At 62.4% G+C, this 20,096-nt stretch carries 22 protein-coding genes and 1 tRNA gene; 11 read left to right on the top strand and 12 right to left on the bottom strand.

The features are described from left to right. The first annotated feature begins 2 nt into the window (after positions 1-2). Positions 3-1,154 (top strand): FAD-dependent oxidoreductase, encoded by a 1,152-nt coding sequence (locus ACR0MM_RS04095; RefSeq protein WP_480694567.1) that lies wholly within the window; start codon positions 3-5, stop codon positions 1,152-1,154. A gap of 4 nt (positions 1,155-1,158) precedes the next feature. Here ACR0MM_RS04095 and xth read toward each other — a convergent pair whose 3' ends face one another. Together xth and ACR0MM_RS04085 are read right to left on the bottom strand one after the other, a co-directional pair. Continuing rightward, a complete protein-coding gene (gene xth / locus ACR0MM_RS04090; protein WP_170438971.1) occupies positions 1,159-1,938 on the bottom strand; it encodes an exodeoxyribonuclease III in 780 nt (259 codons plus the stop codon). A gap of 243 nt (positions 1,939-2,181) precedes the next feature. Beyond that, positions 2,182-2,505 carry a HesB/IscA family protein gene (locus ACR0MM_RS04085; RefSeq protein ID WP_093962326.1) on the bottom strand — a complete coding sequence of 108 codons (324 nt, stop codon included), beginning with the start codon at positions 2,503-2,505 and terminating at the stop codon, positions 2,182-2,184. A gap of 76 nt (positions 2,506-2,581) precedes the next feature. Here ACR0MM_RS04085 and ACR0MM_RS04080 point away from each other — a divergent pair, with 76 nt between their 5' ends. From ACR0MM_RS04080 to ACR0MM_RS04050, 7 genes are all read left to right on the top strand, one after another. After that, on the top strand, positions 2,582-3,739 hold the full coding sequence (locus ACR0MM_RS04080) for a deoxyguanosinetriphosphate triphosphohydrolase (protein WP_480694565.1): 1,158 nt from the start codon (positions 2,582-2,584) through the stop codon (positions 3,737-3,739). 95 nt (positions 3,740-3,834) lie between these two features. Next, positions 3,835-5,580: an arginine--tRNA ligase gene (gene argS / locus ACR0MM_RS04075; RefSeq protein WP_170358878.1), complete on the top strand. Its 1,746-nt coding sequence runs from the start codon at positions 3,835-3,837 to the stop codon at positions 5,578-5,580. A gap of 88 nt (positions 5,581-5,668) precedes the next feature. Then, a complete protein-coding gene (locus ACR0MM_RS04070; RefSeq protein WP_480694563.1) occupies positions 5,669-6,730 on the top strand; it encodes an SPOR domain-containing protein in 1,062 nt (353 codons plus the stop codon). Continuing rightward, positions 6,727-7,734: a beta-N-acetylhexosaminidase gene (gene nagZ, locus ACR0MM_RS04065; RefSeq protein WP_480694561.1), complete on the top strand. Its 1,008-nt coding sequence runs from the start codon at positions 6,727-6,729 to the stop codon at positions 7,732-7,734. The genes ACR0MM_RS04070 and nagZ overlap by 4 nt, the downstream gene beginning before the upstream one ends. After that, positions 7,724-8,518 carry a segregation and condensation protein A gene (locus tag ACR0MM_RS04060; protein ID WP_093962321.1) on the top strand — a complete coding sequence of 265 codons (795 nt, stop codon included), beginning with the start codon at positions 7,724-7,726 and terminating at the stop codon, positions 8,516-8,518. The genes nagZ and ACR0MM_RS04060 overlap by 11 nt, the downstream gene beginning before the upstream one ends. After that, on the top strand, positions 8,511-9,170 hold the full coding sequence (scpB, locus tag ACR0MM_RS04055; protein WP_480694559.1) for an SMC-Scp complex subunit ScpB: 660 nt from the start codon (positions 8,511-8,513) through the stop codon (positions 9,168-9,170). Before ACR0MM_RS04060 ends, scpB begins: the two co-directional genes overlap by 8 nt. Positions 9,171-9,233: 63 nt before the next feature. After that, entirely contained in the window at positions 9,234-9,473 is a 240-nt protein-coding gene (locus tag ACR0MM_RS04050) for a hypothetical protein (RefSeq protein ID WP_170402583.1), read from the top strand. 3 nt (positions 9,474-9,476) lie between these two features. Here the strand turns inward: ACR0MM_RS04050 and ACR0MM_RS04045 are convergent, their stop codons facing one another. The 8 genes from ACR0MM_RS04045 to ACR0MM_RS04010 all read right to left on the bottom strand — a co-directional run bounded on the left by ACR0MM_RS04045 (position 9,477) and on the right by ACR0MM_RS04010 (position 14,841). After that, positions 9,477-10,556: a 2'-deoxycytidine 5'-triphosphate deaminase gene (locus tag ACR0MM_RS04045; protein ID WP_480694557.1), complete on the bottom strand. Its 1,080-nt coding sequence runs from the start codon at positions 10,554-10,556 to the stop codon at positions 9,477-9,479. A gap of 61 nt (positions 10,557-10,617) precedes the next feature. Next, positions 10,618-10,694 (bottom strand) — tRNA-Pro (locus ACR0MM_RS04040). A gap of 61 nt (positions 10,695-10,755) precedes the next feature. Continuing rightward, positions 10,756-11,370 (bottom strand): MerR family transcriptional regulator, encoded by a 615-nt coding sequence (locus tag ACR0MM_RS04035; RefSeq protein WP_480694555.1) that lies wholly within the window; start codon positions 11,368-11,370, stop codon positions 10,756-10,758. An 18-nt stretch (positions 11,371-11,388) separates the two neighbouring features. Continuing rightward, entirely contained in the window at positions 11,389-11,691 is a 303-nt protein-coding gene (gene ihfA / locus ACR0MM_RS04030; protein WP_093962316.1) for an integration host factor subunit alpha, read from the bottom strand. Positions 11,692-11,787: 96 nt separating this feature from the next. After that, positions 11,788-12,759: a beta-ketoacyl-ACP synthase III gene (locus ACR0MM_RS04025; RefSeq protein WP_480694553.1), complete on the bottom strand. Its 972-nt coding sequence runs from the start codon at positions 12,757-12,759 to the stop codon at positions 11,788-11,790. Between the two features lie 23 nt (positions 12,760-12,782). Continuing rightward, entirely contained in the window at positions 12,783-13,868 is a 1,086-nt protein-coding gene (plsX, locus tag ACR0MM_RS04020; RefSeq protein ID WP_170358888.1) for a phosphate acyltransferase PlsX, read from the bottom strand. 24 nt (positions 13,869-13,892) lie between these two features. After that, entirely contained in the window at positions 13,893-14,099 is a 207-nt protein-coding gene (gene rpmF, locus ACR0MM_RS04015; RefSeq protein WP_093962313.1) for a 50S ribosomal protein L32, read from the bottom strand. A gap of 205 nt (positions 14,100-14,304) precedes the next feature. Next, entirely contained in the window at positions 14,305-14,841 is a 537-nt protein-coding gene (locus tag ACR0MM_RS04010; protein ID WP_480694551.1) for a YceD family protein, read from the bottom strand. A gap of 83 nt (positions 14,842-14,924) precedes the next feature. On the opposite strand from ACR0MM_RS04010, the gene ACR0MM_RS04005 reads away from it, so the two are divergent. The 3 genes from ACR0MM_RS04005 (at position 14,925) to ACR0MM_RS03995 (ending at position 18,115) form a co-directional block, all read left to right on the top strand. Next, a complete protein-coding gene (locus ACR0MM_RS04005; protein WP_170528811.1) occupies positions 14,925-15,398 on the top strand; it encodes an outer membrane protein assembly factor BamE in 474 nt (157 codons plus the stop codon). A gap of 98 nt (positions 15,399-15,496) precedes the next feature. Further along, the gene (locus ACR0MM_RS04000; protein ID WP_480694549.1) at positions 15,497-16,237 is read left to right on the top strand and encodes a GNAT family N-acetyltransferase; all 741 of its coding nucleotides are present in this window, start codon (positions 15,497-15,499) and stop codon (positions 16,235-16,237) included. 69 nt (positions 16,238-16,306) lie between these two features. Next, positions 16,307-18,115: an ABC-F family ATP-binding cassette domain-containing protein gene (locus ACR0MM_RS03995; RefSeq protein WP_480694547.1), complete on the top strand. Its 1,809-nt coding sequence runs from the start codon at positions 16,307-16,309 to the stop codon at positions 18,113-18,115. 111 nt (positions 18,116-18,226) lie between these two features. Here ACR0MM_RS03995 and ACR0MM_RS03990 read toward each other — a convergent pair whose 3' ends face one another. Together ACR0MM_RS03990 and ACR0MM_RS03985 are read right to left on the bottom strand one after the other, a co-directional pair. Continuing rightward, a complete protein-coding gene (locus ACR0MM_RS03990) occupies positions 18,227-18,982 on the bottom strand; it encodes a 3-hydroxyacyl-CoA dehydrogenase (RefSeq protein WP_480694545.1) in 756 nt (251 codons plus the stop codon). Between the two features lie 76 nt (positions 18,983-19,058). Next, the gene (locus ACR0MM_RS03985) at positions 19,059-20,009 is read right to left on the bottom strand and encodes a GlxA family transcriptional regulator (protein WP_170338740.1); all 951 of its coding nucleotides are present in this window, start codon (positions 20,007-20,009) and stop codon (positions 19,059-19,061) included. Positions 20,010-20,096: the final 87 nt, after the last annotated feature.

Below are 20,096 nucleotides of genomic sequence, written 5' to 3'. Positions count from 1 at the left end.
CCATGAAGATCGACGGTTTGCAAATCTGTGTCATCGGCGGCGGGATCGGCGGAATGGCCGCTGCGCTGGCCTTGCAGCAACGCGGTGCACGGGTGACCGTGCTCGAGCAGGCCGAGGCCTTGACCGAGGTCGGGGCCGGCCTGCAAATCAGCGCCAACGGCATGGCGGTCCTGCGTGCGCTGGGTGTTGTGGATGATCCCGGTCGGGTCGCACAACTCTCTCACGGCACTGTTCTGCGCGACTATCGGCGGGGCCGCGTCGTTAGTCGCCTTCCGGCACCTTCGGCCGGACCCACGTGGTATTTCCACCGCGCTGACCTTCTGGACGTGTTGCAAAAGGCGGCCGAGCGGGCCGGGGTGTCGATCAGGCTGAATGCCCGCGTCACCAATGTTCGGAAGCATCCAGCCGAAGCCGAGGTTGCGCTGCAGGATGGCACCCGGCTGCGCGCGGAATTCGCCGTTGCAGCGGATGGCGGGCGCAGCGGTATCAGGCCCATCCTGAATGGAACCGAAGCGCCCGCGTTCACGCATCAGGTGGCGTGGCGGGCAACGGTGCCCTGGACCGACCACGAAGCCGAGCCCATGGCATCGCTGACGATTGGCCCCGGGCGTCATGTTGTGACCTATCCGCTGCGAAAGCAGTCCATGTTGAACATCGTGACGGTAGAAGAGCGGTCCGACTGGCGGGAAGAGGGCTGGCGCCTGCGCGGTGACCCCGAGGTCCTGCGGGCCCGTTTTTCCGATTTCGGCGGTCCGGCCGGCACCGCGCTTGCGCAGGTGCAGGATGTTCACCTGTGGGCTTTGTTTCTGCGCCCCGTGGCACAGAAATGGCAGAATGGTCGCGTTGTCCTTCTGGGGGACGCCGCGCATCCCACATTGCCGTTTATGGCTCAAGGGGCGTGCCTCGCGCTTGAGGATGCTTGGATTCTGGCCCGATCTTTTGACGAACAGTCGGGTGTCCGCCGCGCACTCGAAGCCTATGAAAGCACGAGGAAACCCCGCGCGCGCAAGGTGGTCGCAGCTGCCGGTGCCAACGCCAAGAACTTTCATCTGCGCGGTCCCGCACGACTGGCGGCGCAGGCGGCCTTGGCCCTGATTGGTCCTCGCCTGACGCGTCGATACGACTGGATCTACGACTACGATCCGACGGCCTGACGGGTCAGATGTCGAGGTCCACCCAGACAGGGACGTGATCGGACGGTTTTTCATGTCCGCGCACTGCGGCGTCGATCTGGCAATCGCGCATCAGGTCCGCCGCTTGTGGTGTCAGAAGGAAATGGTCAATGCGAATGCCGTCATTCCGGTTCCACGCGCCGGCCTGATAATCCCAGAACGAATAGTGGCCCGGGCCTTGTGTCCGCGCGCGGAACGCTTCGGTGAAGCCAAGGTTCAGCACCTTGCGAAACGCCGCGCGGCTTTCCGGCCGAAACAGGGCGTCTTCGCGCCAGGCCTCCGGGCGTTTCGCGTCCTCGGCTTGCGGAATGATGTTGTAGTCCCCGGCCATGAGGGCCGGCTCTTCCGTGGCCAGAATATCGCGGGCGCGCTCATACAGCCGCTCCATCCACGCAAGCTTGTAGTCGAATTTCGGCCCCGGAGCAGGGTTCCCGTTGGGAAGATAAAGCCCGCAAATCCGCAGTGCCCGCTTGCCGATGACGGTAGCTTCGATCCATCGCGCCTGCTCGTCCTCTTCATCCCCGGGCAGCCCGCGCGAGACATCTTCGAGCGGATACTTCGAAAGTATCGCCACGCCGTTGAAGCTTTTCTGACCATGGGTTTCGACGTTGTAGCCGCGTTCCTCAAAGATCTCGCGGGGAAAGTTCTCGTCGACGGATTTGATTTCCTGCAGCAGGACTACATCGGGCTGGGCTTCGTCCAACCAGCGGGGCAGAGCCTCGGCCCGCGCCTTGATGCCGTTGATGTTGAATGTTGCGATTTTCATCCCGGTCCCTCCGAAGCTCTGCCGAAACCTATCGCCCAGAACGGAGGCCATCACAAGGTGTCAGTCAGGCCTGCCGCGGGCACCGGGGGCGTTTGGGGACGGATGACGCGATGACGAACTGGCCCAGTGGGCGCGGGACCAAAAACGGTCAACCGCGCCCTAAGGCCTGATCGCGGGACAGCGGGCGCTCCTGCAGATCATAGAGATATTCAGAGGACGGGGGCGCAACGCCCCCACGATTGATCACATCGAAAAAGACGTGCCGCACCCACAGGAAGAGGTTGCGTTGGGGTTGTCGATCACGAACCGGGCGCCGATCAGTTCCTGAGTGAAATCAATCGTCGCATTTTCCAGGAACGGCAAAGATATTTCGTCGACGACAACCTTCTGGCCTTTGCCTTCCAGTACCAGATCATCGTCCTTGGGCTCGTCCAATGCGATTTCGTACTGAAAGCCTGAACACCCTCCGCCTTCAACGGCGATGCGCAGGGCCTTGCCGTTGTCGGCGGCGCCGATCTCGGCAAGCCTCTCGAAGGCGCGTTCTGTGACTCTCGGAGGCAGATTCATGCCATGCTCCAAAGGTTTATTTCCTCGTTGGTCTACAATATAGAAACCCCGGAGACAGGCGACAAGGACAAGACCATTGGAGCGAGCAGGATTTGCTGCCGATCCGGGCCGGGCGCGCGGGCGGCTGGTGCCAGAGGAAGAAAGCAGTTTCCGGTCGTGCTTTCAACGGGACCGGGACAGGATCATACACGCCAGCGCGTTCCGACGTCTTAAGCACAAGACACAGGTTTTTGTCGAGCATGAGGGCGACAGCTATCGCACGCGCCTGACCCATTCGATCGAGGTGGCGCAGGTCGCGCGCACGATCTCGGGGGCATTGGGGCTGAACCCCGAACTGACCGAGGCCGTGGCCCTGGCGCATGATCTGGGCCACACGCCGTTTGGCCATACCGGCGAGGACGCTCTGCATGCGCTGATGGCGCCCTACGGGGGCTTCGACCACAACGCCCAGGCGATCCGCATCGTCACCAAGCTGGAACGGCATTACGCGGATTTCGACGGGTGCAACCTGACATGGGAATGCCTTGAAGGCATCGCCAAGCACAACGGCCCGGTTACGGGCGAGCTGCCCTGGGCGCTGGCCGAGTGCAATGCCGATTTTGACCTTGAGCTGCAGACCCATGCCAGCGCAGAGGCGCAGGTTGCGGCACTGTCCGACGACATCGCCTACAACAATCATGACCTGTTCGACGGCCTGCGTGCCGGACTATTTACGGACGACCAAATCGCCCAGTTGCCGATTGTCCGGGAGTGTTATGCCGAGGTGGATCGCAAGTATCCCGGGTTGGATTTCTACCGGCGTCGTCACGAGGCGCTGAGGCGGGTGTTCGGCGTGATGGTTTCGGATGTAATCGACACCTCGCGCGAGGTTTTGGAGAGATCGGGCGCGCAAACAGTCGAAGATGTTCGTCACCTCGGGGCTCCTGTCATCCGCTTCTCGGATGATCTTTGGGCGCAGCTCAACGATATCCGGGCGTTTCTGTTCACCCGCATGTACCGGGCGCCCAGCGTCATGGAGGTGCGCGCCAAGGTCAGTCGCGTACTCGAGGAGCTGTTCCCGATCTATCTGAGCGACCCGCGCCAGATGCCTCGGCATTGGCATTCGGATATCGAAGCGGCGCCGGACGAGACCGCGCTGGCCCGGATCGTATCAGACTATATTGCGGGCATGACCGATCGGTTTGCCTTGCAGGATCATGCCCGCCTGACCGGCACGCAGCCCCCGCAGGTTTAGGGCTGCATGCTGCGAATGCTGGTTTGGACCGCTTGCCCGCATTGACCTTGCCGCCTTGCGTGGTAAACCGCTGCGCAAGCAAAAGGACATCCGAAATGAACCTGTTCTCCGAGATCCGCGGCCTTGTTCTGGACGCGCTGACGCAGATGCAGTCCGAAGGCGCGCTGCCCGAGGGGCTGAGCTTTGACAACGTTGCGGTCGAACCCCCGCGCGACGCCGCCCATGGAGACATGGCGACCAATGCCGCGATGGTGTTGGCCAAGCCGGCCAAGATGAAGCCGCGTGACATTGCCGATGCGCTGGCCGCGAAACTGGCCGCCGATGAGCGGATCACGAGTGCCGAGGTTGCAGGTCCGGGCTTTCTCAACCTGCGGCTCGCTCCGTCGGTCTGGCAGGGCGTTCTGGGTGCGGTGTTGGAACAGGGCACGGACTATGGTCGCTCGACCATGGGGCAGGGGTTGAAGGTGAACGTGGAATACGTCTCGGCCAACCCCACGGGACCGCTGCATGTGGGCCACACGCGTGGCGCGGTGTTCGGCGACGCGCTGGCCAGCCTGTTGGCCTATTCTGGCCATGACGTGACCCGCGAATATTACATCAACGATGGCGGCGCGCAGGTCGATGTTCTGGCCCGGTCCGCGTTCGAGCGGTACCGCGAGGCCAACGGCCTGAGCCCGGAGATCGCCGAAGGCCTGTACCCGGGCGACTACCTGATACCGATCGGCGAGGCGTTGAAGGAAAAATACGGCGACAGCTTGCTGGACAAGCCTGAAAGCGAATGGCTGGCCGAGGTCCGCGTTTTCGCAACCGATGCGATGATGGATCTGATCCGCGCCGATCTGAAGGCGCTGGGCGTCGAGATGGACGTGTTCTTCTCGGAGAAGTCGCTGTACGGAACCGGCAAGATTGAGGCCGCACTGAAGTCGCTCAGCGACAAGGGTCTTATCTATGAAGGCGTTCTTGAGCCGCCCAAGGGCAAAACCCCCGAAGACTGGGAGCCGCGCGAGCAGACCCTGTTCAAGTCCACCGCGCATGGCGACGATGTGGATCGCCCTGTCAAGAAATCCGACGGCAGCTGGACTTATTTTGCCCCGGACATCGCTTATCACTACGACAAGGTGAGCCGCGGATTCGACGCGCTGATCGACGTGTTCGGCGCAGATCACGGTGGTTACGTCAAGCGGATGAAGGCCGCCGTTTCGGCCCTGTCAGACGGCAAGGTGCCGCTGGACATCAAGCTGACCCAGTTGGTGAAACTGTGGAAAAACGGTGAGCCGTTCAAGATGTCCAAGCGGGCCGGCAATTTCGTCACGCTGCGTGATGTGGTCGACCAGGTTGGCCCGGACGTAACCCGGTTCGTGATGCTGACCCGCAAGAACGATGCGCCGCTGGACTTCGATTTCGACAAGGTGCTTGAGCAGAGCCGCGAGAACCCCGTGTTCTACGTGCAATACGCCCATGCCCGGGTCATGAGCGTGCTGCGCCGGGCCGCCGAAGCGGGCATTGCCGCGGACGATGCAACCCTCAAAGCTGCTGATCTGAGCAAGATCGACCACGCGGCCGAGTTGGTTGTTGCCAAAAAGCTGGCCGAATGGCCACGGCTGGTCGAGATCGCTGCGCGTACCAATGAACCACATCGGGTTGCCTTCTATCTGTATGAACTTGCAGGGGATTTCCACGCATTGTGGAACAAGGGCAACGAAGAAATGTCGCTGCGCTTCCTGCAAGATGGTGACGCGGCAACAAGCCAGGCAAAAATCGCGCTGGCCCGGGCCGTTTCTGTTGTGATTTCAGCAGGCTTGGGTATTCTTGGTGTCACGCCGGCGCAGGAGATGCGGTAACCAACACTGCCCGAACCGCCGGCCCGAGGTAGGCAAGAAATGACCCGCGCGCCCCAATTTCAGGCGCGAAACGGGCAGTGAGGCGGATATGACCAGTTACGATTTCTCGGGGCAGACCAGCCCCGAGCACGCGCATTACTCGAATCAGTTCCAGCCCGAAGATGGGTATGAATTTCCAGACGACATGATGGACCAGGCTGAGGGTGTGCCGGCGGGCGCGGCCCTCGGGCGGGTCGTCAACCTGCTGGGTGCTGCCGCGTCTCTGGCGCTTGTCGCTGGCGTCGCGATCTGGGGGTACAAGCTGGTCATGCGCGATGTGAGCGGCGTACCGGTCGTACGCGCGGCCGAGGGGCCGATGCGGGTGCAGCCGGAAACTCCGGGCGGCACACCCGCCGATCACCAGGGTCTTGCGGTCAATGCAGTTGCGGCGGTTGGAACCGCGGCGCCTCCGGCCGACCGGCTGATCCTTGCGCCGCGCCCCGTTTCCCTGACGGATGAAGACGTGGCGATGGGCGAGCTGAAGCCGACCTCCGCCGTGCATGTTGTCGAACAAGAAATCTCGAACCTGGAAGCGGCCGAACTGCGTCAAGGCGCAGTTGACGCCGTGGTTGCCGAACTTTCCGGCGCGCCTGCCGTTGAGACACCGCAGACCGAAGGAGGCGTGCAGCTTGCATCCCTGAACTTGGACGATGACGAGCCAGCCATTGATCCGGCCGATCTTGCCGCTCAGCTGCCTGATCCCGAAATCGCGGCCCTGCCGGGCGTGCGCCGGTCCCTGCGTCCGCTCCGCCGCCCGGCGCGCGCGGCTTCGGCTGTGCGGCCTGCTGTCAACGAAGACGCGATCAACGCCGCGGTCAAGGCTGCTGTAGGGTTGGATGTCGACCCGAACACCTTGACCAAGGGTACCCGGCTGGCGCAGCTGGGTGCGTTTGAAAGCCCCGAGGTCGCGCAGGCCGAATGGGACAGGTTATACCGTCGATTTGGCGAATATATGGATGGAAAGCAGAGGGTTATCCAGAAAACCTCAAGCGGAGGCCGCACGTTTTACCGTCTGCGGGTCCTGGGGTTCGATGACCTGAGCGACTCGCGCCAGTTCTGCGCCGCCTTGGTCGCACTGGACGCTGACTGTATCCCGGTTGCCGTGCGGTGAGGTTTGGCGCCACGATCACGGATGCGGCCGCGCTGCGATTGACACCCGAAGAAAAGGCGTTGTTTCGCCAAATGAACCCGTTCGGGTTCATTCTGTTTGCCCGCAACATCGAAACCGCGGATCAGGTCCGTGCCTTGTGTGACGACTTTCGCGAGGCGGTTGGTCGAAACTGTCCGATCACCATCGACCAAGAGGGCGGACGGGTCCAACGTTTGCGCGCGCCACTTGCGCGGCAATGGATGCCCCCATTGGATCATGCGGAACGTGCCGGCGACCATGCCGAGCGGGCCATGTACCTGCGGTACCGCCTGATCGCGCATGAACTCTATTCCATGGGCATCGACAGCAACTGCGCACCGATGGTGGATCTGGCGCGTCCGGACACCCACGCATTTTTGCGCAACCGGTGCTACGGTGGCGATGCTGCCACGGTCGCGAAAATCGGTCGGGCTGTTGCGCAGGGTCATCTGGACGGTGGCGTGTTGCCGATCGTCAAGCATATTCCCGGCCATGGGCGGGCGACCTTGGACAGCCATTTCGATCTGCCGCACGTCGATGCGCCGTTGGACGATCTGTTGCAGACCGATTTTGCCCCGTTTCGTGCCTTGAACGACCTGCCGATGGGCATGACAGCCCATTTGGTCTTTGAACAGTTCGATGAACGACCGGCAACGATCTCTCCGCAAATGATGGCTGTGATCCGAGATCAGATCGGTTTTGACGGCCTGATCATGACCGACGACATCTCGATGAAGGCGCTCAGCGGGTCTATGGCCGACCTGTCACGTCAGGCGCTGGCCGCAGGATGCGATGTTGTGCTGCACTGCAACGGCTCGCTTGCCGACAGGGCGGCGGTCATGGAAGCTGCGGGCGAGATGTCCGAGGCGGCACAAGCACGCGCAGACAAGGCGCTGGCACAGCGGCAATCGCCCGAGGAACTTGACATCCGTGCCGCCGAGACGGAACTATCCCGTCTGATGGGCGGGCAGGTATATGACGGATAACCTTTTCAGCGAAGACCCGGTTTCGGTCGCCGATCGGCTGGCCGCCGAGGCGCTGATCGTGGACGTCGACGGGTTTGAAGGCCCGCTGGACGTGCTGCTGACCCTGTCGCGGACGCAAAAGGTCGATCTGCGCAAGATCTCGGTTCTGGCGCTGGCGCAACAATATCTGGCCTTTGTCGAACGGGCCCGCGCCCTCCGGATCGAACTGGCGGCCGACTACTTGGTGATGGCCGCGTGGCTGGCCTTTCTGAAATCCCGGCTGTTACTGCCGCCCGACCCCGATGAAGAGGGGCCGACGGGCGAGGAACTGGCCGCTCACCTGGCCTTTCAGCTGGAACGCCTGCAGGCGATGCGCGACGCGGCCGCCCGCCTGATGGCGCGCGACCAGTTGGGGCGCGATTTCTTCAGGCGCGGGCAGGGCGAGGATGTCACCCGCATCCGCACGGTCACCTATTCCGCCACCTTGCTGGACTTGATGCAGGGCTATGCCCGCATCCGCACCCGTGACGAGTTCCGGCCCTTCGTGATGGACCGCGACGCCGTTTTCACGATGGAGCAGGCGCTGGAACGGATGCGCCCGCTGATCGGATTTGCCGGAACCTGGACCGACATGGAAACCTACCTGCCCGACGGATGGGACGTTGACCCTGTGCGGCGGCGCTCGGCCACGGCGGCAACGTTTGCGGCCTCGCTGGAACTGGTCAAGGAAGGACATATGGAGATCAAGCAAAGCGAGACCTTTGCCCCGATCCAACTGCGCAGAAGGACTGACAAACGTGACTGACGCCCCCGAAGACGACGGCACCGGCACCCTGTTCGAAGCGCCTCCGCTGGCTGAGCAGGAGCGTATGGTCGAGGCGGTACTGTTCGCCAGCGCTGAGCCGGTGACAGTGGCCGATCTCGAGGCGCGGATGCCGCATGGCTGCGACGCCGCGCAAGCGCTGGAACTGCTGCAGAAACGTTATGAAGGGCGCGGGGTCCGCGTGGTCAAAGTGGGCGAGGCGTGGGCCATCCGCACGGCCCCCGATCTGGGCTTCCTGATGCAGAAGGAAACGGTCGAGACCCGCAAGCTGAGCCGTGCCGCCATCGAGACCCTGGCGATCGTGGCCTATCATCAGCCCTGCACCCGCGCGGAGATCGAAGAAATCCGCGGCGTGTCCGTGTCGCGGGGAACCATCGACCAGCTGCTGGAGATGGAGTGGATTCGGCTGGGCCGTCGCCGCATGACGCCGGGCCGTCCGGTGACCTTTGTCGTAACGCCTCAATTCCTGGACCATTTCGGTCTGGAAAGCGCGCGTGACTTGCCGGGCCTTAAGGAGCTGCGCGCTTCTGGCTTGCTGGAAAACCGGCCGCCGCCGGGGGCGATGCCGATCGGCGAGGCCAACGAAGATGAAACGGGTGACGAAGATCAGTCCGAACTGTTCGAGGAAGATTGATTGCGTCGCCCTTTTGTCGGCGCATATCGCCATTAGGTTCGGCGCAGAGGAACGGAGACCGAAATGAACGCAAACCGCATCATCGACATGATCGTTCGGCAAGTCATGCGCAGGCTGGTCACGCGCGGTGTCGACAAAGGTTTTGACCTTGCCGATCGTGCGACCCGCAAGTCGGGCCAACAGAGCCAGCCGCGCGATCCTCAGACCGACCGGCGCATGGCGCAAAGTGCGGGCGGACAGAGCCCAAGCATGAAACAGGCCAAGCAGCTGACCCGCCAGATGCGGCGGTTCATGCGGTTCTGAGGTTTACTGTACGGACTTGAAATGCTTCGACAATTTCAGGCCTTGGCCCTGATAGTTCGAAGCAATTCCTGCGCCGTACAGCTGTGTCGGCATCTCGGCCATACGCTCATAGACCAGCCGCCCGACGACCTGTCCATGCTCCAGTACGAAGGGCGCTTCGTGACAGCGAACTTCCAGAACTCCACGTGACCCGGCGCCTCCGGCTTCGGCATGACCGAAGCCCGGATCAAAAAAGCCCGCGTAGTGCACCCGGAATTCGCCCACCATCGCCAGATAGGGCGCCATTTCGGCCGCGTACATCGGTGGGATGTGAACCGCCTCTCGGCTGACCAGGATATAGAATGCGCCCGGATCCAGAATGATCCGCCCGTCCTTGGTACGCACCTCTTCCCAGTATTCCTGTGGGTCGTATTCGCCGATCCGGTCAAGGTCGATCACGCCGGTATGCGGTTTCGCGCGATAGCCAACAAGGTCAGTGTTGGGCAGGCGCAGGTCGACCGAAAACCCCAGACCGTCCTGAATGACGGCCGGACCATCGACCAATGGTGATTCCGCATGCAGAGCGGTCAGGTCCGCATCGGACAAAACTGCCTGGCCTTGCCGGAACCGGATCTGGTTCAGCCGCATCCCCGGACGCACCAAGACAGAAAAGGACCGCGGGCAGATTTCGGCGTAGAGGGGCCCAGAATAGCCTGCGGGCACCCGGTCGAACTCGGTTCCGCCGTCGGTGATTGTGCGGGTCAGAAGGTCCAGACGCCCGGTCGAGCTTTTGGCGTTGGCGACAGCGGTCACGTCATCGGGCAGGGACAACGCTTCCATCAGGGGCACAAGGTAGACACAACCTTTTTCGAGAACGGCGCCGTCGGTGATGTCGATCCGGTGCATCTCGAACTCGGCCAGCCGTTCGGACACCGAACGCCCTTCGCCCGCCAGAAATGACGCACGGACCCGGTAAGCGACTGTTCCCAAACGAAGATCAAGGCTGGCGGGCTGGATCTGGGCGGGCAGAATGGCCGGCTCGGCGGTGATCTCACTGCGCGCGATCATCGCCTCGATTTGCTGGTTCGGGCATACACCTGTCATTCCGATCCCCCCTGGTGCCAGAGCGGGATCTGGCCTGTCTGCCATAAACGTCGGTGTGATTTGGTCGGGCTAGCAGGACTCGAACCTGCGACCTTCCGTCCCCCAGACGGACGCGCTACCAGGCTGCGCCATAGCCCGACGTTGGGCTGTTCATAATGATTTTCCCGGCAGGGGCAAGAGGAAAACATTGCCTTTCTTCTTATCCCGCCTTTTGACCTTCGACCCGGCTGAGCCATGCCCTGAGGTCCCTCGCGATCGGGGCGATCTGGCGCAGCGCCTCAGCATCAAAATCCGTAGTCTGCCAAGCTTTGGAGGCGATACCGCCAAACAGCGGGGCAGGGCTGATGCCGTCGTCCCCGTTGACCGCAGCGGGCGCGGGTGTCGGCTCGGGGGGTGGAGAACTGGGTGTTACCTGAGGCTCGGGCGATCCGGGACCATCAGTGTCGGCCTGTAGATCGAGGTCGATTTGCTGGCCGGTCGATTTGGGCGGAAAAGACACCACCACGTCCTGTGGCGTCTGTGGTGATTCTGCGCTGACATCGATGTTGGGTGACAGCGCCGCCACATGGGCCACGCCCTGTTCCCTCAGGATGCGTTGAACGCCCTTGATCGTGATGCCGTCCTCGTGCAGCAGTTTCTTGATGCCACCCAGAAGGCGCATGTCGTTGGGGCGGTAGTAACGGCGACCGCCTGCACGTTTCACTGGCTTGACCTGTGCAAACCGGCTTTCCCAGAAGCGCAGGACATGGGCCTGAACACCGAGCCAATCCGCAACTTCACTGATGGTGCGAAACGCGTCGGGTGACTTGCTCATATCCTCCTGGCCCCGGGTTTACTTGCGATTCCCGGCGGCGACGCGATCCTTCATCAGATGCGACGGGCGGAAAGTCAGCACGCGGCGCGGCTGGATTGGAACTTCTTCACCGGTTTTAGGGTTGCGTCCAATACGGGCTGATTTGTCACGAACGCTGAAAGTGCCGAAGGACGAAATCTTGACCTGTTCGCCACGCACCAGCGCGTCCGACATGTGGTTCAGAATGCTCTCGACAAGCTGTGCGCTTTCGTTGCGTGACAGCCCAACTTCGCGAAACACGGCTTCGCTCAGATCCATTCGCGTCAGTGTATTATCGCCCATGACATTTCCCCTATTGATTTTCGAGCATAGGGGTAGCGCAAATTCGCTGTCAATATCAATGAATTGCGGGCGGCTGCGTAAGCCGGAATGCGCCGGTTACCACCGCAGGACCACCGAGCCCCACGCCAAACCGCCGCCAATCGCCTCGGTCACGATCAAATCACCTTGCTTGATCTGGCCCCGTTCCTTGCCGACCGACAAGGCCAGGGGAATCGAGGCGGCCGATGTGTTGCCGTGGTCCTGAACTGTCACCACGACGTGATCCATGGGCAGGCCCATCTTCTTTGCGGTGCCCTGAATGATGCGGATATTGGCCTGATGCGGCACGATCCAGTCGACGTCCTGACTGTTCAGTCCGGCGCGTTCCAGGGCGGTTTCCGCAGTGGCGGTGAGCTTTTCGACCGCATGGCGGAACACCTGGTTGCCCTGCATCCGAAGATGGCCTGTCGATTGCGTCGACACCCCGCCGTCCACGTACAAAAGGTCCTTGTAGCGTCCGTCAGAATGCAGATCCGTGGACAAGATACCCCGATCATCGCTTGTTCCGGCACCGTTCTGCGCCTCGAGCACGAGGGCACCGGCCCCATCCCCGAACAACACGCAAGTCGATCTGTCGGTCCAGTCCATGATACGCGAAAAAGTTTCAGCGCCGATCACCAGCACGCGCTTGGCCTGACCCGAAAGGATCAAGGCGTTGGCGTTGCTCAGCGCAAACACGAAACCGGCGCAGACGGCCTGAACATCAAAGGCAAACCCTCGGGTCATGCCCAAATTGGCTTGAACCATGGTGGCGGCCGACGGGAACGTCAGATCCGCGGTCGAGGTCGCCAGAACGATTGCGTCAATGTCATCGGCTGTAAGGCCGGCGTCCTGCAGAGCGGCTTTGGCCGCATAGGTTGCCAGATCGGACGTGGTTTCATCTTCGGCCGCAAAGTGCCGACGCTCGATACCGGAACGGGTGCGAATCCATTCATCGGTCGTATCAAGCGTCTTTTCGAATTCGGAGTTCGGAACCACCCGTTTGGGCAGGTAATGCCCGACACCTACAACGACTGAACGGCCTGCCATCTGGGGTACTGCCTTCTTTGTTCTTATTTGGTCTGCAGCGCAGATTGCGCCGCATCTTGTTCAAGCTCAGCCGTGGATGCAACCCGTGCTGCCAATTTTTCCGCAAAGCCGGACTTGGCCAGGGTGAAAGCCAGCTTGATCGCGGCGGACACGCCGGTGGCGTCGGCGCCTCCGTGGGATTTGATGACAGTGCCGTTCAGGCCAAGAAAGACCCCGCCGTTCACGCGGCGCGGGTCGATGCGTTTTTTCAATCGCTGCAGCGAGGTGATGGCCAGAACCGAGGCCAGGCGCGATAGGGGGGAATACTTGAAGGCCTCGCGCAGCAGGTCGCCGATCAGGCTGGCGGTGCCTTCGCCGGTCTTGATGGCGACGTTTCCGGTAAACCCATCCGTAACAATGACATCCGCCTTGTCGCCTGGAATGTCGCTGCCTTCCACGAAGCCCACGAAATCAAAGTTTGCCTGATCCGCGAATTCGGTGATCAGGGCATGGGCTTCCTTGAGTTCGGCGCGGCCCTTGTGCTCTTCGGTGCCGACGTTCAGCAGCCCGATACGCGGGCGGGTCAGTTCCATGCCGTTGCGCGCATAAGACGCGCCCATCAGCGCAAACTGCAGCAGATCCTTGGCGTCGGCCCGCACATCCGCGCCCACGTCCAGCATGACGTTGAAGCCCTGAGGGTTGCGGGATGGCCACAGAATCGCGATGGCGGGGCGGTTCACCCCGGGCAGTTTGCGCAGCCGCATCATCGACAGCGCCATCAGCGCACCGGTATTGCCGCAGGACACGGCACCATGGGCCTCGCCCTGACGCACCGATTCCAGCGCCGACCACATCGAGGTGTTCTTGCCGCTGCGCACCACCTGGCTGGGCTTGTCCTGCATCGTGACCACGTCGGGGCAATCACGAAAAACGACGCGTCCGTCGAGGACACGCCGTTTCGATACAAGCTTGCTCAGCACATCTTCCGGGCCGTGCAGAAGAAATCCGATCTCGGGGTTCTTCTTTGCTGACTTCGCTATTCCAGCCACGACCACGCCGGGACCTGAATCCCCGCCCATTGCGTCAACCGAGATGATGATCTTTCCGGTCTGCGTGGGCTGCGCTGTCATGCCAGAACCTGCGTTCAATCAGGCTTAGGCCGCGTCTTCGTCCAGGTCGATGTCGTCGGCCTGAGCGACGACTTCACGATCGTCATAGTGGCCGCAGGCTGCGCAAACGTGGTGCGGGCGCTTCAGCTCGCCGCAGTTCGCGCATTCGTTCGGGTTTGCAGCAACCAGAGCGTCGTGTGCGCGGCGATTGTTGCGACGCGACTTGGAAACTTTGTTCTGTTGGACGGCCATGGTCTCAACCTTTGTCTACTAAGGGCCAGCAGATTCGCTGCAGGCCGGGTTTCATTCTTCGTTTTCTCGTGGTGTGACGTGCGTTTAGGGAACAAGCCCCGCGATGTCCAACCCAAATTCCGATGAGCGCGCGAAAATACTGCGATTCTCGACATGTTCAAGCGATTTTTCTGAGCGCCTGCTATGACAGGAAATCGATCCCCTGTCACTCGTCTTTTTTCAGTGCGTCACGCAGGGACGCCAGCCCGGCAAAGGGTTTGGCATCCTCGTCGGTCATCGCCTGTTTGCCCGGTTCGGTATAGTTGGCGTCGCCCAGATGTGCGCCGTCTTTCCGGGGGTATTGGGGCAACGCAAGCGACAATGCTTCGCGCATCACCTGGTCCAGATCGATTTCCGGGCCCAAGGCTTCGGTCTCGTCATCTTCGGGCATTTCGAACTCGGGTTCGTCCGGTTCGGTCCAATTGGCCAGGAAGATGCGCCGCACCGGGGCCTCGATCCGGGTCGTGACCGGGTCCAGCGTCACCACGCAGGGCTGAATGACGGTCGCGCCCAGCTTAGCGGTCAACACCCAATCACGCTTGCCCTGCGCGCGCAGCTCGCCGACAAAACTCAGCTTGCGCAGCCCGAGCAGGCGCAACGCATCGCGAATTTCCTCGAGTTGCCGGGCAGGGGGGCGCAATTCGAATGCGGTCGGGCTGTTTTGCGGCAGATCGGCGACGCGCAATGTTGAGAGGTCGGACATTGTGACCCTTTCCTGTGTTGAACCGGGGCATGGGTTTCTGTAATCGGATAGAAGCCGCAAGGGACCAAGGCAAGAGGGTGAACATGTTGAAAGTACTGAACAGGCTGAAACCGGCGTCCAGGGCGGTTGCCTGCACGGTTGTTCTGGCCACCGCTGTTGCCTGTACCCCGGTCTACAAGAAACACGGCTATATCCCCACCCCGGAAGAGCTGGCCGAGATCAAGGTTGGCGTCGATACCCGCGACACGGTTCTGGAAAAGGCTGGCGCGCCCAGCTCGTCAGGTGTGTTGAAGGATTCGGGTTTCTATTATGTGGCGTCGCGCGTACGCCACTATGGCCCCAAACGCCCCGAGGTCGTCTCGCGTGAATTGGTAGCGATCAGCTTTGACCAGCGTGGCGTCGTCCGCAATATCGAGAAATTCGGTCTCGAAGACGGCTATGTCATCGTGCTGGATCGCCGTGTGACGGACTCCAGTGTTCAGGACAAAGGCTTCCTGCGGCAGCTGCTGGGCAACATCGGCCAATTCAGCCCGTCGAACATCCCGGGGGCCAGCTAATTTCCGGCCGCCGGTTGAAAGCTTCACACGGCGGTCACACTATTGGTGCATGGGATCAGGCAGATCGCAATCGGTGAGAAACCGTGGAGGATGCGACCATGGCCGATGATATTTTGCTAGACAAGGGCCGCTACCGCGCGCGCCTGGCGCGGTGTCCCGAGGACGTGCGGGCGGCCCAGAATCTTCGTACACTTGCATTCCGAACAGCCGAGACGGATCGGGACGACTTCGACGTTACCTGCGCCCATGTTCTGGTCGAGGATTCGCAGGCAGGCGGCCAGTTGGTCTGCTGTTTCCGGATGCTGGTCATGAACAGCGGTAGTGAAATCAGCCGCAGTTATTCGGCCCAGTTCTACGACCTTTCCGCGTTGCAGAGCTTTGATGGGCGCATGGTGGAAATGGGGCGGTTCTGCATCCATCCCGATTGGACGGATCCAGATATCCTGAGGGTGGCCTGGGGCGCGATGACGGCCTTCGTCGACCGCAACGGCGTCCAGTTGCTGTTTGGATGCTCGTCCTTCGCTGGGACTGAGACCGCGGAATACCTGGATGCCTTCGCGATGCTCAAACATCGCCACCTTGCGCCCAAGCGCTGGTTGCCGCGGGTCAAGGCGCCGGACGTGTTCCGCTTTGCCGCGCGGCTGCGGCGACGCCCGGATGCCAGAAAGGCCATGCTGCGGATGCCACCGTTGCTGCGTACCTATCTAATGATGGGCGGTTGGGTCAGCGATCATGCGGTGGTGGACCGCCAGCTGAACACCCTGCATGTCTTCACCGGTGTCGAGATCGGCGCGATTCCCGCGGCGCGGAAACGCCTCTTGCGGATGATCGCGGGCTGAAGCCGCGCTGCTGGCAAAAGGTGAGGTTGGGGCGTTGACGCCCAATGCCTGCCGGTTTAGCTGGCGCTTATGGCACGTATTCCTTTGTTGCAGATGTCCGGTATCTCGCTGACCTTCGGGGGCGAGCCGGTGTTTTCCGACCTTGACCTGGTGGTTCAGCCCGGCGACCGCGTTGCGCTGGTCGGGCGGAACGGCTCGGGCAAATCCACCCTGATGAAGGTCATGGCCGGTCTGGTCGAACCGGACCGGGGCGACATCGTGGTGCCGCCCGGCAAATCCGTGGGTTACATGGAGCAGGACCCGACGATGGAGGGCTTTGCCACGCTGGGCGATTATGCGGCCAGCGGGCTGGAACCCGGCGAGCTGTACAAGGTGGAACGGGCCGGGGAAGGGCTGAAATTCGACCCCTCGCGCGCGGTTCAGACCGCCTCGGGCGGGGAACGGCGCCGCGCGGCGCTGGCCAAGCTGATGGCCGAGGCCCCCGATTTGATGCTGCTGGACGAGCCGACCAACCATCTGGACATCGAGGCCATCGGCTGGCTCGAACGTGAACTGGGCGCGACGCGGGCGGCCTTTGTCCTGATCTCGCATGACCGCGCATTCCTGCGGGCGCTGACCCGGGCGACATTGTGGATCGACCGCGGTGTGGTCCGCCGACAGGAGCAGGGGTTCGAGGCCTTCGAGGCCTGGCGCGACAAGATCTGGGAAGAGGAAGACCAGCAACGCCACAAGCTGGACCGGCTGATCAAGTCCGAGGCGCGTTGGGCGGTCGAGGGGATCAGCGCCCGCCGCAAGCGCAACCAGGGCCGGGTGCGGGCGTTGCAGGCCCTGCGGGCCGAACGCGCGGCGCAGATCAAACGTCAGGGGTCGGCGGCCATGTCCTTGGAGACCGGTCCGAAATCCGGGCGCAAGGTGATCGAGGCGCGCGGCATCAGCAAGGCGTTCGACGGCAAGCCTATCGTGCGTAACCTGGACCTGCTGGTGCAGCGCGGCGATCGGGTGGCCTTTGTCGGGCCGAATGGTGTGGGCAAGACGACGGTTCTGAAGATGCTGCTGGGCGAAGTGGAGCCGGACGAGGGGGCGGTGACGCTGGGCACCAACCTCGAAATCGCCGTTTTCGACCAGACCCGCACGCAGCTGGACCCCGAGATGACCCTGTGGGACAGCCTGACCGGCGACCCCGAGATGCGCGTCTCGGGCAAGGCCGATCAGGTGATGGTGCGCGGCCAGCCCAAGCATGTGGTCGGCTATCTCAAGGAATTCCTGTTCGACGAACGGCAGGCCAGAGCGGCCGTCAAGTCCTTGTCGGGCGGCGAAAAAGCGCGGTTGCTGCTGGCCAAGCTGATGGCGAAACCGTCGAACCTGTTGGTGCTGGACGAACCGACCAACGACCTAGATGTCGAGACGCTGGACCTGTTGCAGGAACTGCTGGACGACTATGACGGCACGGTGCTGCTGGTCAGTCACGACCGGGATTTCCTGGATCGTGTGGCGACCACCACCATAGCGATGGAGGGCAACGGCCGCGCGACCGTTTATGCGGGCGGCTGGTCGGATTATGTCGCGCAGCGCGGCGATCTGGTCGAGAAAAAGTCCGAGAAGTCAAAAGAGAACAAGCCGAAGGTCAAGCAGGAAACCAAGCCGAAAGCCGGCCTGTCCTTTTCCGAAAAGCACCGGCTGGAGAAGCTGCCCGCCGAGATCGCGCGGCTGGAAGCCGAGATCGCCAAGCTGGAGGAACTGATGTCGGACCCCCAGCTGTTCACCCGCGAGCCGGTGAAATTCCAGAAGGCGACCGAAGCCCTTGTCGAGCGGCAGGAGAAGCTGGCCGCCGCTGAGGAGGAATGGCTGGAACTGGAAGAGAAGGCCGAGGCGGGCTGAGCCAATTCGTCTGTTTTGTACCGGCCCCGGGACGGAGGTCTTCCGTTTTGTACGAAACGAAAATGGCCGGCCCGGACGAAGATCGACCGGGCCGGAAATCGTCAGTGACGGTCAGCGCATCCGCAGGGCGCCGTCGATGCGAATGACTTCGCCGTTCAGATAGCCCATCTCGACGATGAATCCGGCCAGCCGGCCATATTCGCGCGGGTCGCCCAGGCGGGCGGGGTTCGGAACGTCGGTGGCCAGCTGCTGCTGCACCTCTTCGGGCAGGCCGGCCAGCATCGGCGTCATGAAGATGCCCGGTGCAATGGTCATCACCCGGATCCCGGTCGAGGCCAGATCGCGCGCCATCGGCAGTGTCATGCCCACGACACCGCCCTTGGACGCCGCATAGGCCGCCTGACCTTTCTGTCCGTCAAACGCGGCAATCGAGGCGGTGTTGATGATCACGCCACGCGCGCCATCCGACTCGGGCGCGTTCTTGGCCATCTCGGCGGCGGCCAGACGCGACACGTTGAAAGTGCCCACAAGGTTGATGTCGATGGTGCGCTGGAAGGCGTCCAGCGGGTGCGGGCCGTCCTTGCCGACGGTCTTGATGCCATAGGCGATGCCGGCACAGTTCACGCAGGCGGTGATCTTGCCCATCTTCTCCATCGCCAACGCAATGGCCGCGGCCACCGAGTTCTCGTCCGTCACGTCGGTCTGGGCGAAATGTCCGCCGATCTCGGTCGCGACCTGCGTGCCACGCTCGGCATCGCGGTCAAGGATGGTGACCTGCGCGCCGTTCTCGGCAAAGTAACGGGCAGTGGCCTCTCCGAGGCCCGATGCGCCGCCGGTGATGACGGCGGCGGTGGTGGACAATTGCATGGCGGGCTCCTCCCCAGTGATCTGAACGTTCGTTCAAATAATCCGAGTTGGCCCGCCCTGTCCAGTCGGCAGTGACTCAGTCCAGCCGGCTGCGCTGCTGCATCGGGGTGACGCCGAAGGCGGCGCGGTACACGCGTGAGAAATGACCCGGGCTTTCAAAGCCGCAGGCAAAGGCCACGTCGGTGACCGAAGATTCGGTCTGCAACAGCAGGTTTCGCGCGCGGTCCAGCCGCAGCTCCATGAAGTATTTCTTGGGCGAAGCGTTGAGGTATTTGCCGAAGAGCCGCTCGAGCTGGCGGGTCGAGATGCCGATCTGTTCGGCGATCACCGCCGGCGAGATCGGGTCGTTGATGCGGTCGGCCATGATCTGGATCGCCTTGGCCAGATGCGCGTTGCGCATGCCGTTGCGCGACTGCAGCGACACGCGCTGATCGGCGGTCGCGTTGCGCACGGCGTTATAGACCATCTGGTCGGCCACCGCGATCGACAGGTCCTGCCCGTGGTCGCGCTCGATCAGGTGCAGCATCAGGTCGGCCGTTGCGGTGCCGCCCGAGGCGGTCATGTGCTTTTCATCGGCCACGAAGACGCTGCGCACCAGGTTCACGTCCGGGAAGGCCTCCATGAAGGCGTCGTGATATTCCCAATGGATCGCCGCCTGCATCCCGTTCAGGAACCCGGCCTCGGCCAGCAGCCACGCGCCCGAGCACAGCGCCCCGATGGCCGTGCCTCGTGCCCGTTCGCGGCGCAGCGCGGCCAGCAGGGGGCGGCTGACATGATCGCGCATGTGAATGCCTGACAGAACGAAGATCTGGTCGCATTTCGGGAGGTCCGCCAGTCCGCCATGCACCAGCGTCACGGACCCGTTCGAACACACCGCCTGCGCGCCGTCCTCGGAGGCGAAGGACCAGCGGTACAGCTCCTCGCCGCTGACCCAGTTGGCGATACGCAGCGGCTCGACCGCGCAGGAGAACGCCAGGTGCGAGAACTCGGGAACGAGGATGAAACAGAAATGTTGCGGGCGGGTCATGCGCTCAGTCTATCACGGGCGGTCAGGCTGATTGTGTACAAGGTGCATTTTATCGGGCAAGAGCAGGGGCGACATCCTGGGTGTCGC

Source organism: Ruegeria sp. BC6 (assembly GCF_056539185.1).
Note: the sequence above shows the minus strand (reverse complement) of the source record. Positions and strands in the feature narration are given on the sequence as shown.

Bases quoted from the DNA above. Each gene is read 5' to 3' on its own strand.
- ACR0MM_RS04095 (WP_480694567.1), top strand. From the start codon at position 3: ATGAAGATCGACGGTTTGCAAATCTGTGTCATCGGCGGCGGGATCGGC.
- xth (WP_170438971.1), bottom strand. From the start codon at position 1,938: ATGAAAATCGCAACATTCAACATCAACGGCATCAAGGCGCGGGCCGAG.
- ACR0MM_RS04085 (WP_093962326.1), bottom strand. From the start codon at position 2,505: ATGAATCTGCCTCCGAGAGTCACAGAACGCGCCTTCGAGAGGCTTGCC.
- argS (WP_170358878.1), top strand. From the start codon at position 3,835: ATGAACCTGTTCTCCGAGATCCGCGGCCTTGTTCTGGACGCGCTGACG.
- ACR0MM_RS04070 (WP_480694563.1), top strand. From the start codon at position 5,669: ATGACCAGTTACGATTTCTCGGGGCAGACCAGCCCCGAGCACGCGCAT.
- ACR0MM_RS04060 (WP_093962321.1), top strand. From the start codon at position 7,724: ATGACGGATAACCTTTTCAGCGAAGACCCGGTTTCGGTCGCCGATCGG.
- ACR0MM_RS04050 (WP_170402583.1), top strand. From the start codon at position 9,234: ATGAACGCAAACCGCATCATCGACATGATCGTTCGGCAAGTCATGCGC.
- ACR0MM_RS04045 (WP_480694557.1), bottom strand. From the start codon at position 10,556: ATGACAGGTGTATGCCCGAACCAGCAAATCGAGGCGATGATCGCGCGC.
- ACR0MM_RS04035 (WP_480694555.1), bottom strand. From the start codon at position 11,370: ATGAGCAAGTCACCCGACGCGTTTCGCACCATCAGTGAAGTTGCGGAT.
- ihfA (WP_093962316.1), bottom strand. From the start codon at position 11,691: ATGGGCGATAATACACTGACGCGAATGGATCTGAGCGAAGCCGTGTTT.
- ACR0MM_RS04025 (WP_480694553.1), bottom strand. From the start codon at position 12,759: ATGGCAGGCCGTTCAGTCGTTGTAGGTGTCGGGCATTACCTGCCCAAA.
- plsX (WP_170358888.1), bottom strand. From the start codon at position 13,868: ATGACAGCGCAGCCCACGCAGACCGGAAAGATCATCATCTCGGTTGAC.
- rpmF (WP_093962313.1), bottom strand. From the start codon at position 14,099: ATGGCCGTCCAACAGAACAAAGTTTCCAAGTCGCGTCGCAACAATCGC.
- ACR0MM_RS04010 (WP_480694551.1), bottom strand. From the start codon at position 14,841: ATGTCCGACCTCTCAACATTGCGCGTCGCCGATCTGCCGCAAAACAGC.
- ACR0MM_RS04005 (WP_170528811.1), top strand. From the start codon at position 14,925: ATGTTGAAAGTACTGAACAGGCTGAAACCGGCGTCCAGGGCGGTTGCC.
- ACR0MM_RS04000 (WP_480694549.1), top strand. From the start codon at position 15,497: ATGGCCGATGATATTTTGCTAGACAAGGGCCGCTACCGCGCGCGCCTG.
- ACR0MM_RS03995 (WP_480694547.1), top strand. From the start codon at position 16,307: ATGGCACGTATTCCTTTGTTGCAGATGTCCGGTATCTCGCTGACCTTC.
- ACR0MM_RS03990 (WP_480694545.1), bottom strand. From the start codon at position 18,982: ATGCAATTGTCCACCACCGCCGCCGTCATCACCGGCGGCGCATCGGGC.
- ACR0MM_RS03985 (WP_170338740.1), bottom strand. From the start codon at position 20,009: ATGACCCGCCCGCAACATTTCTGTTTCATCCTCGTTCCCGAGTTCTCG.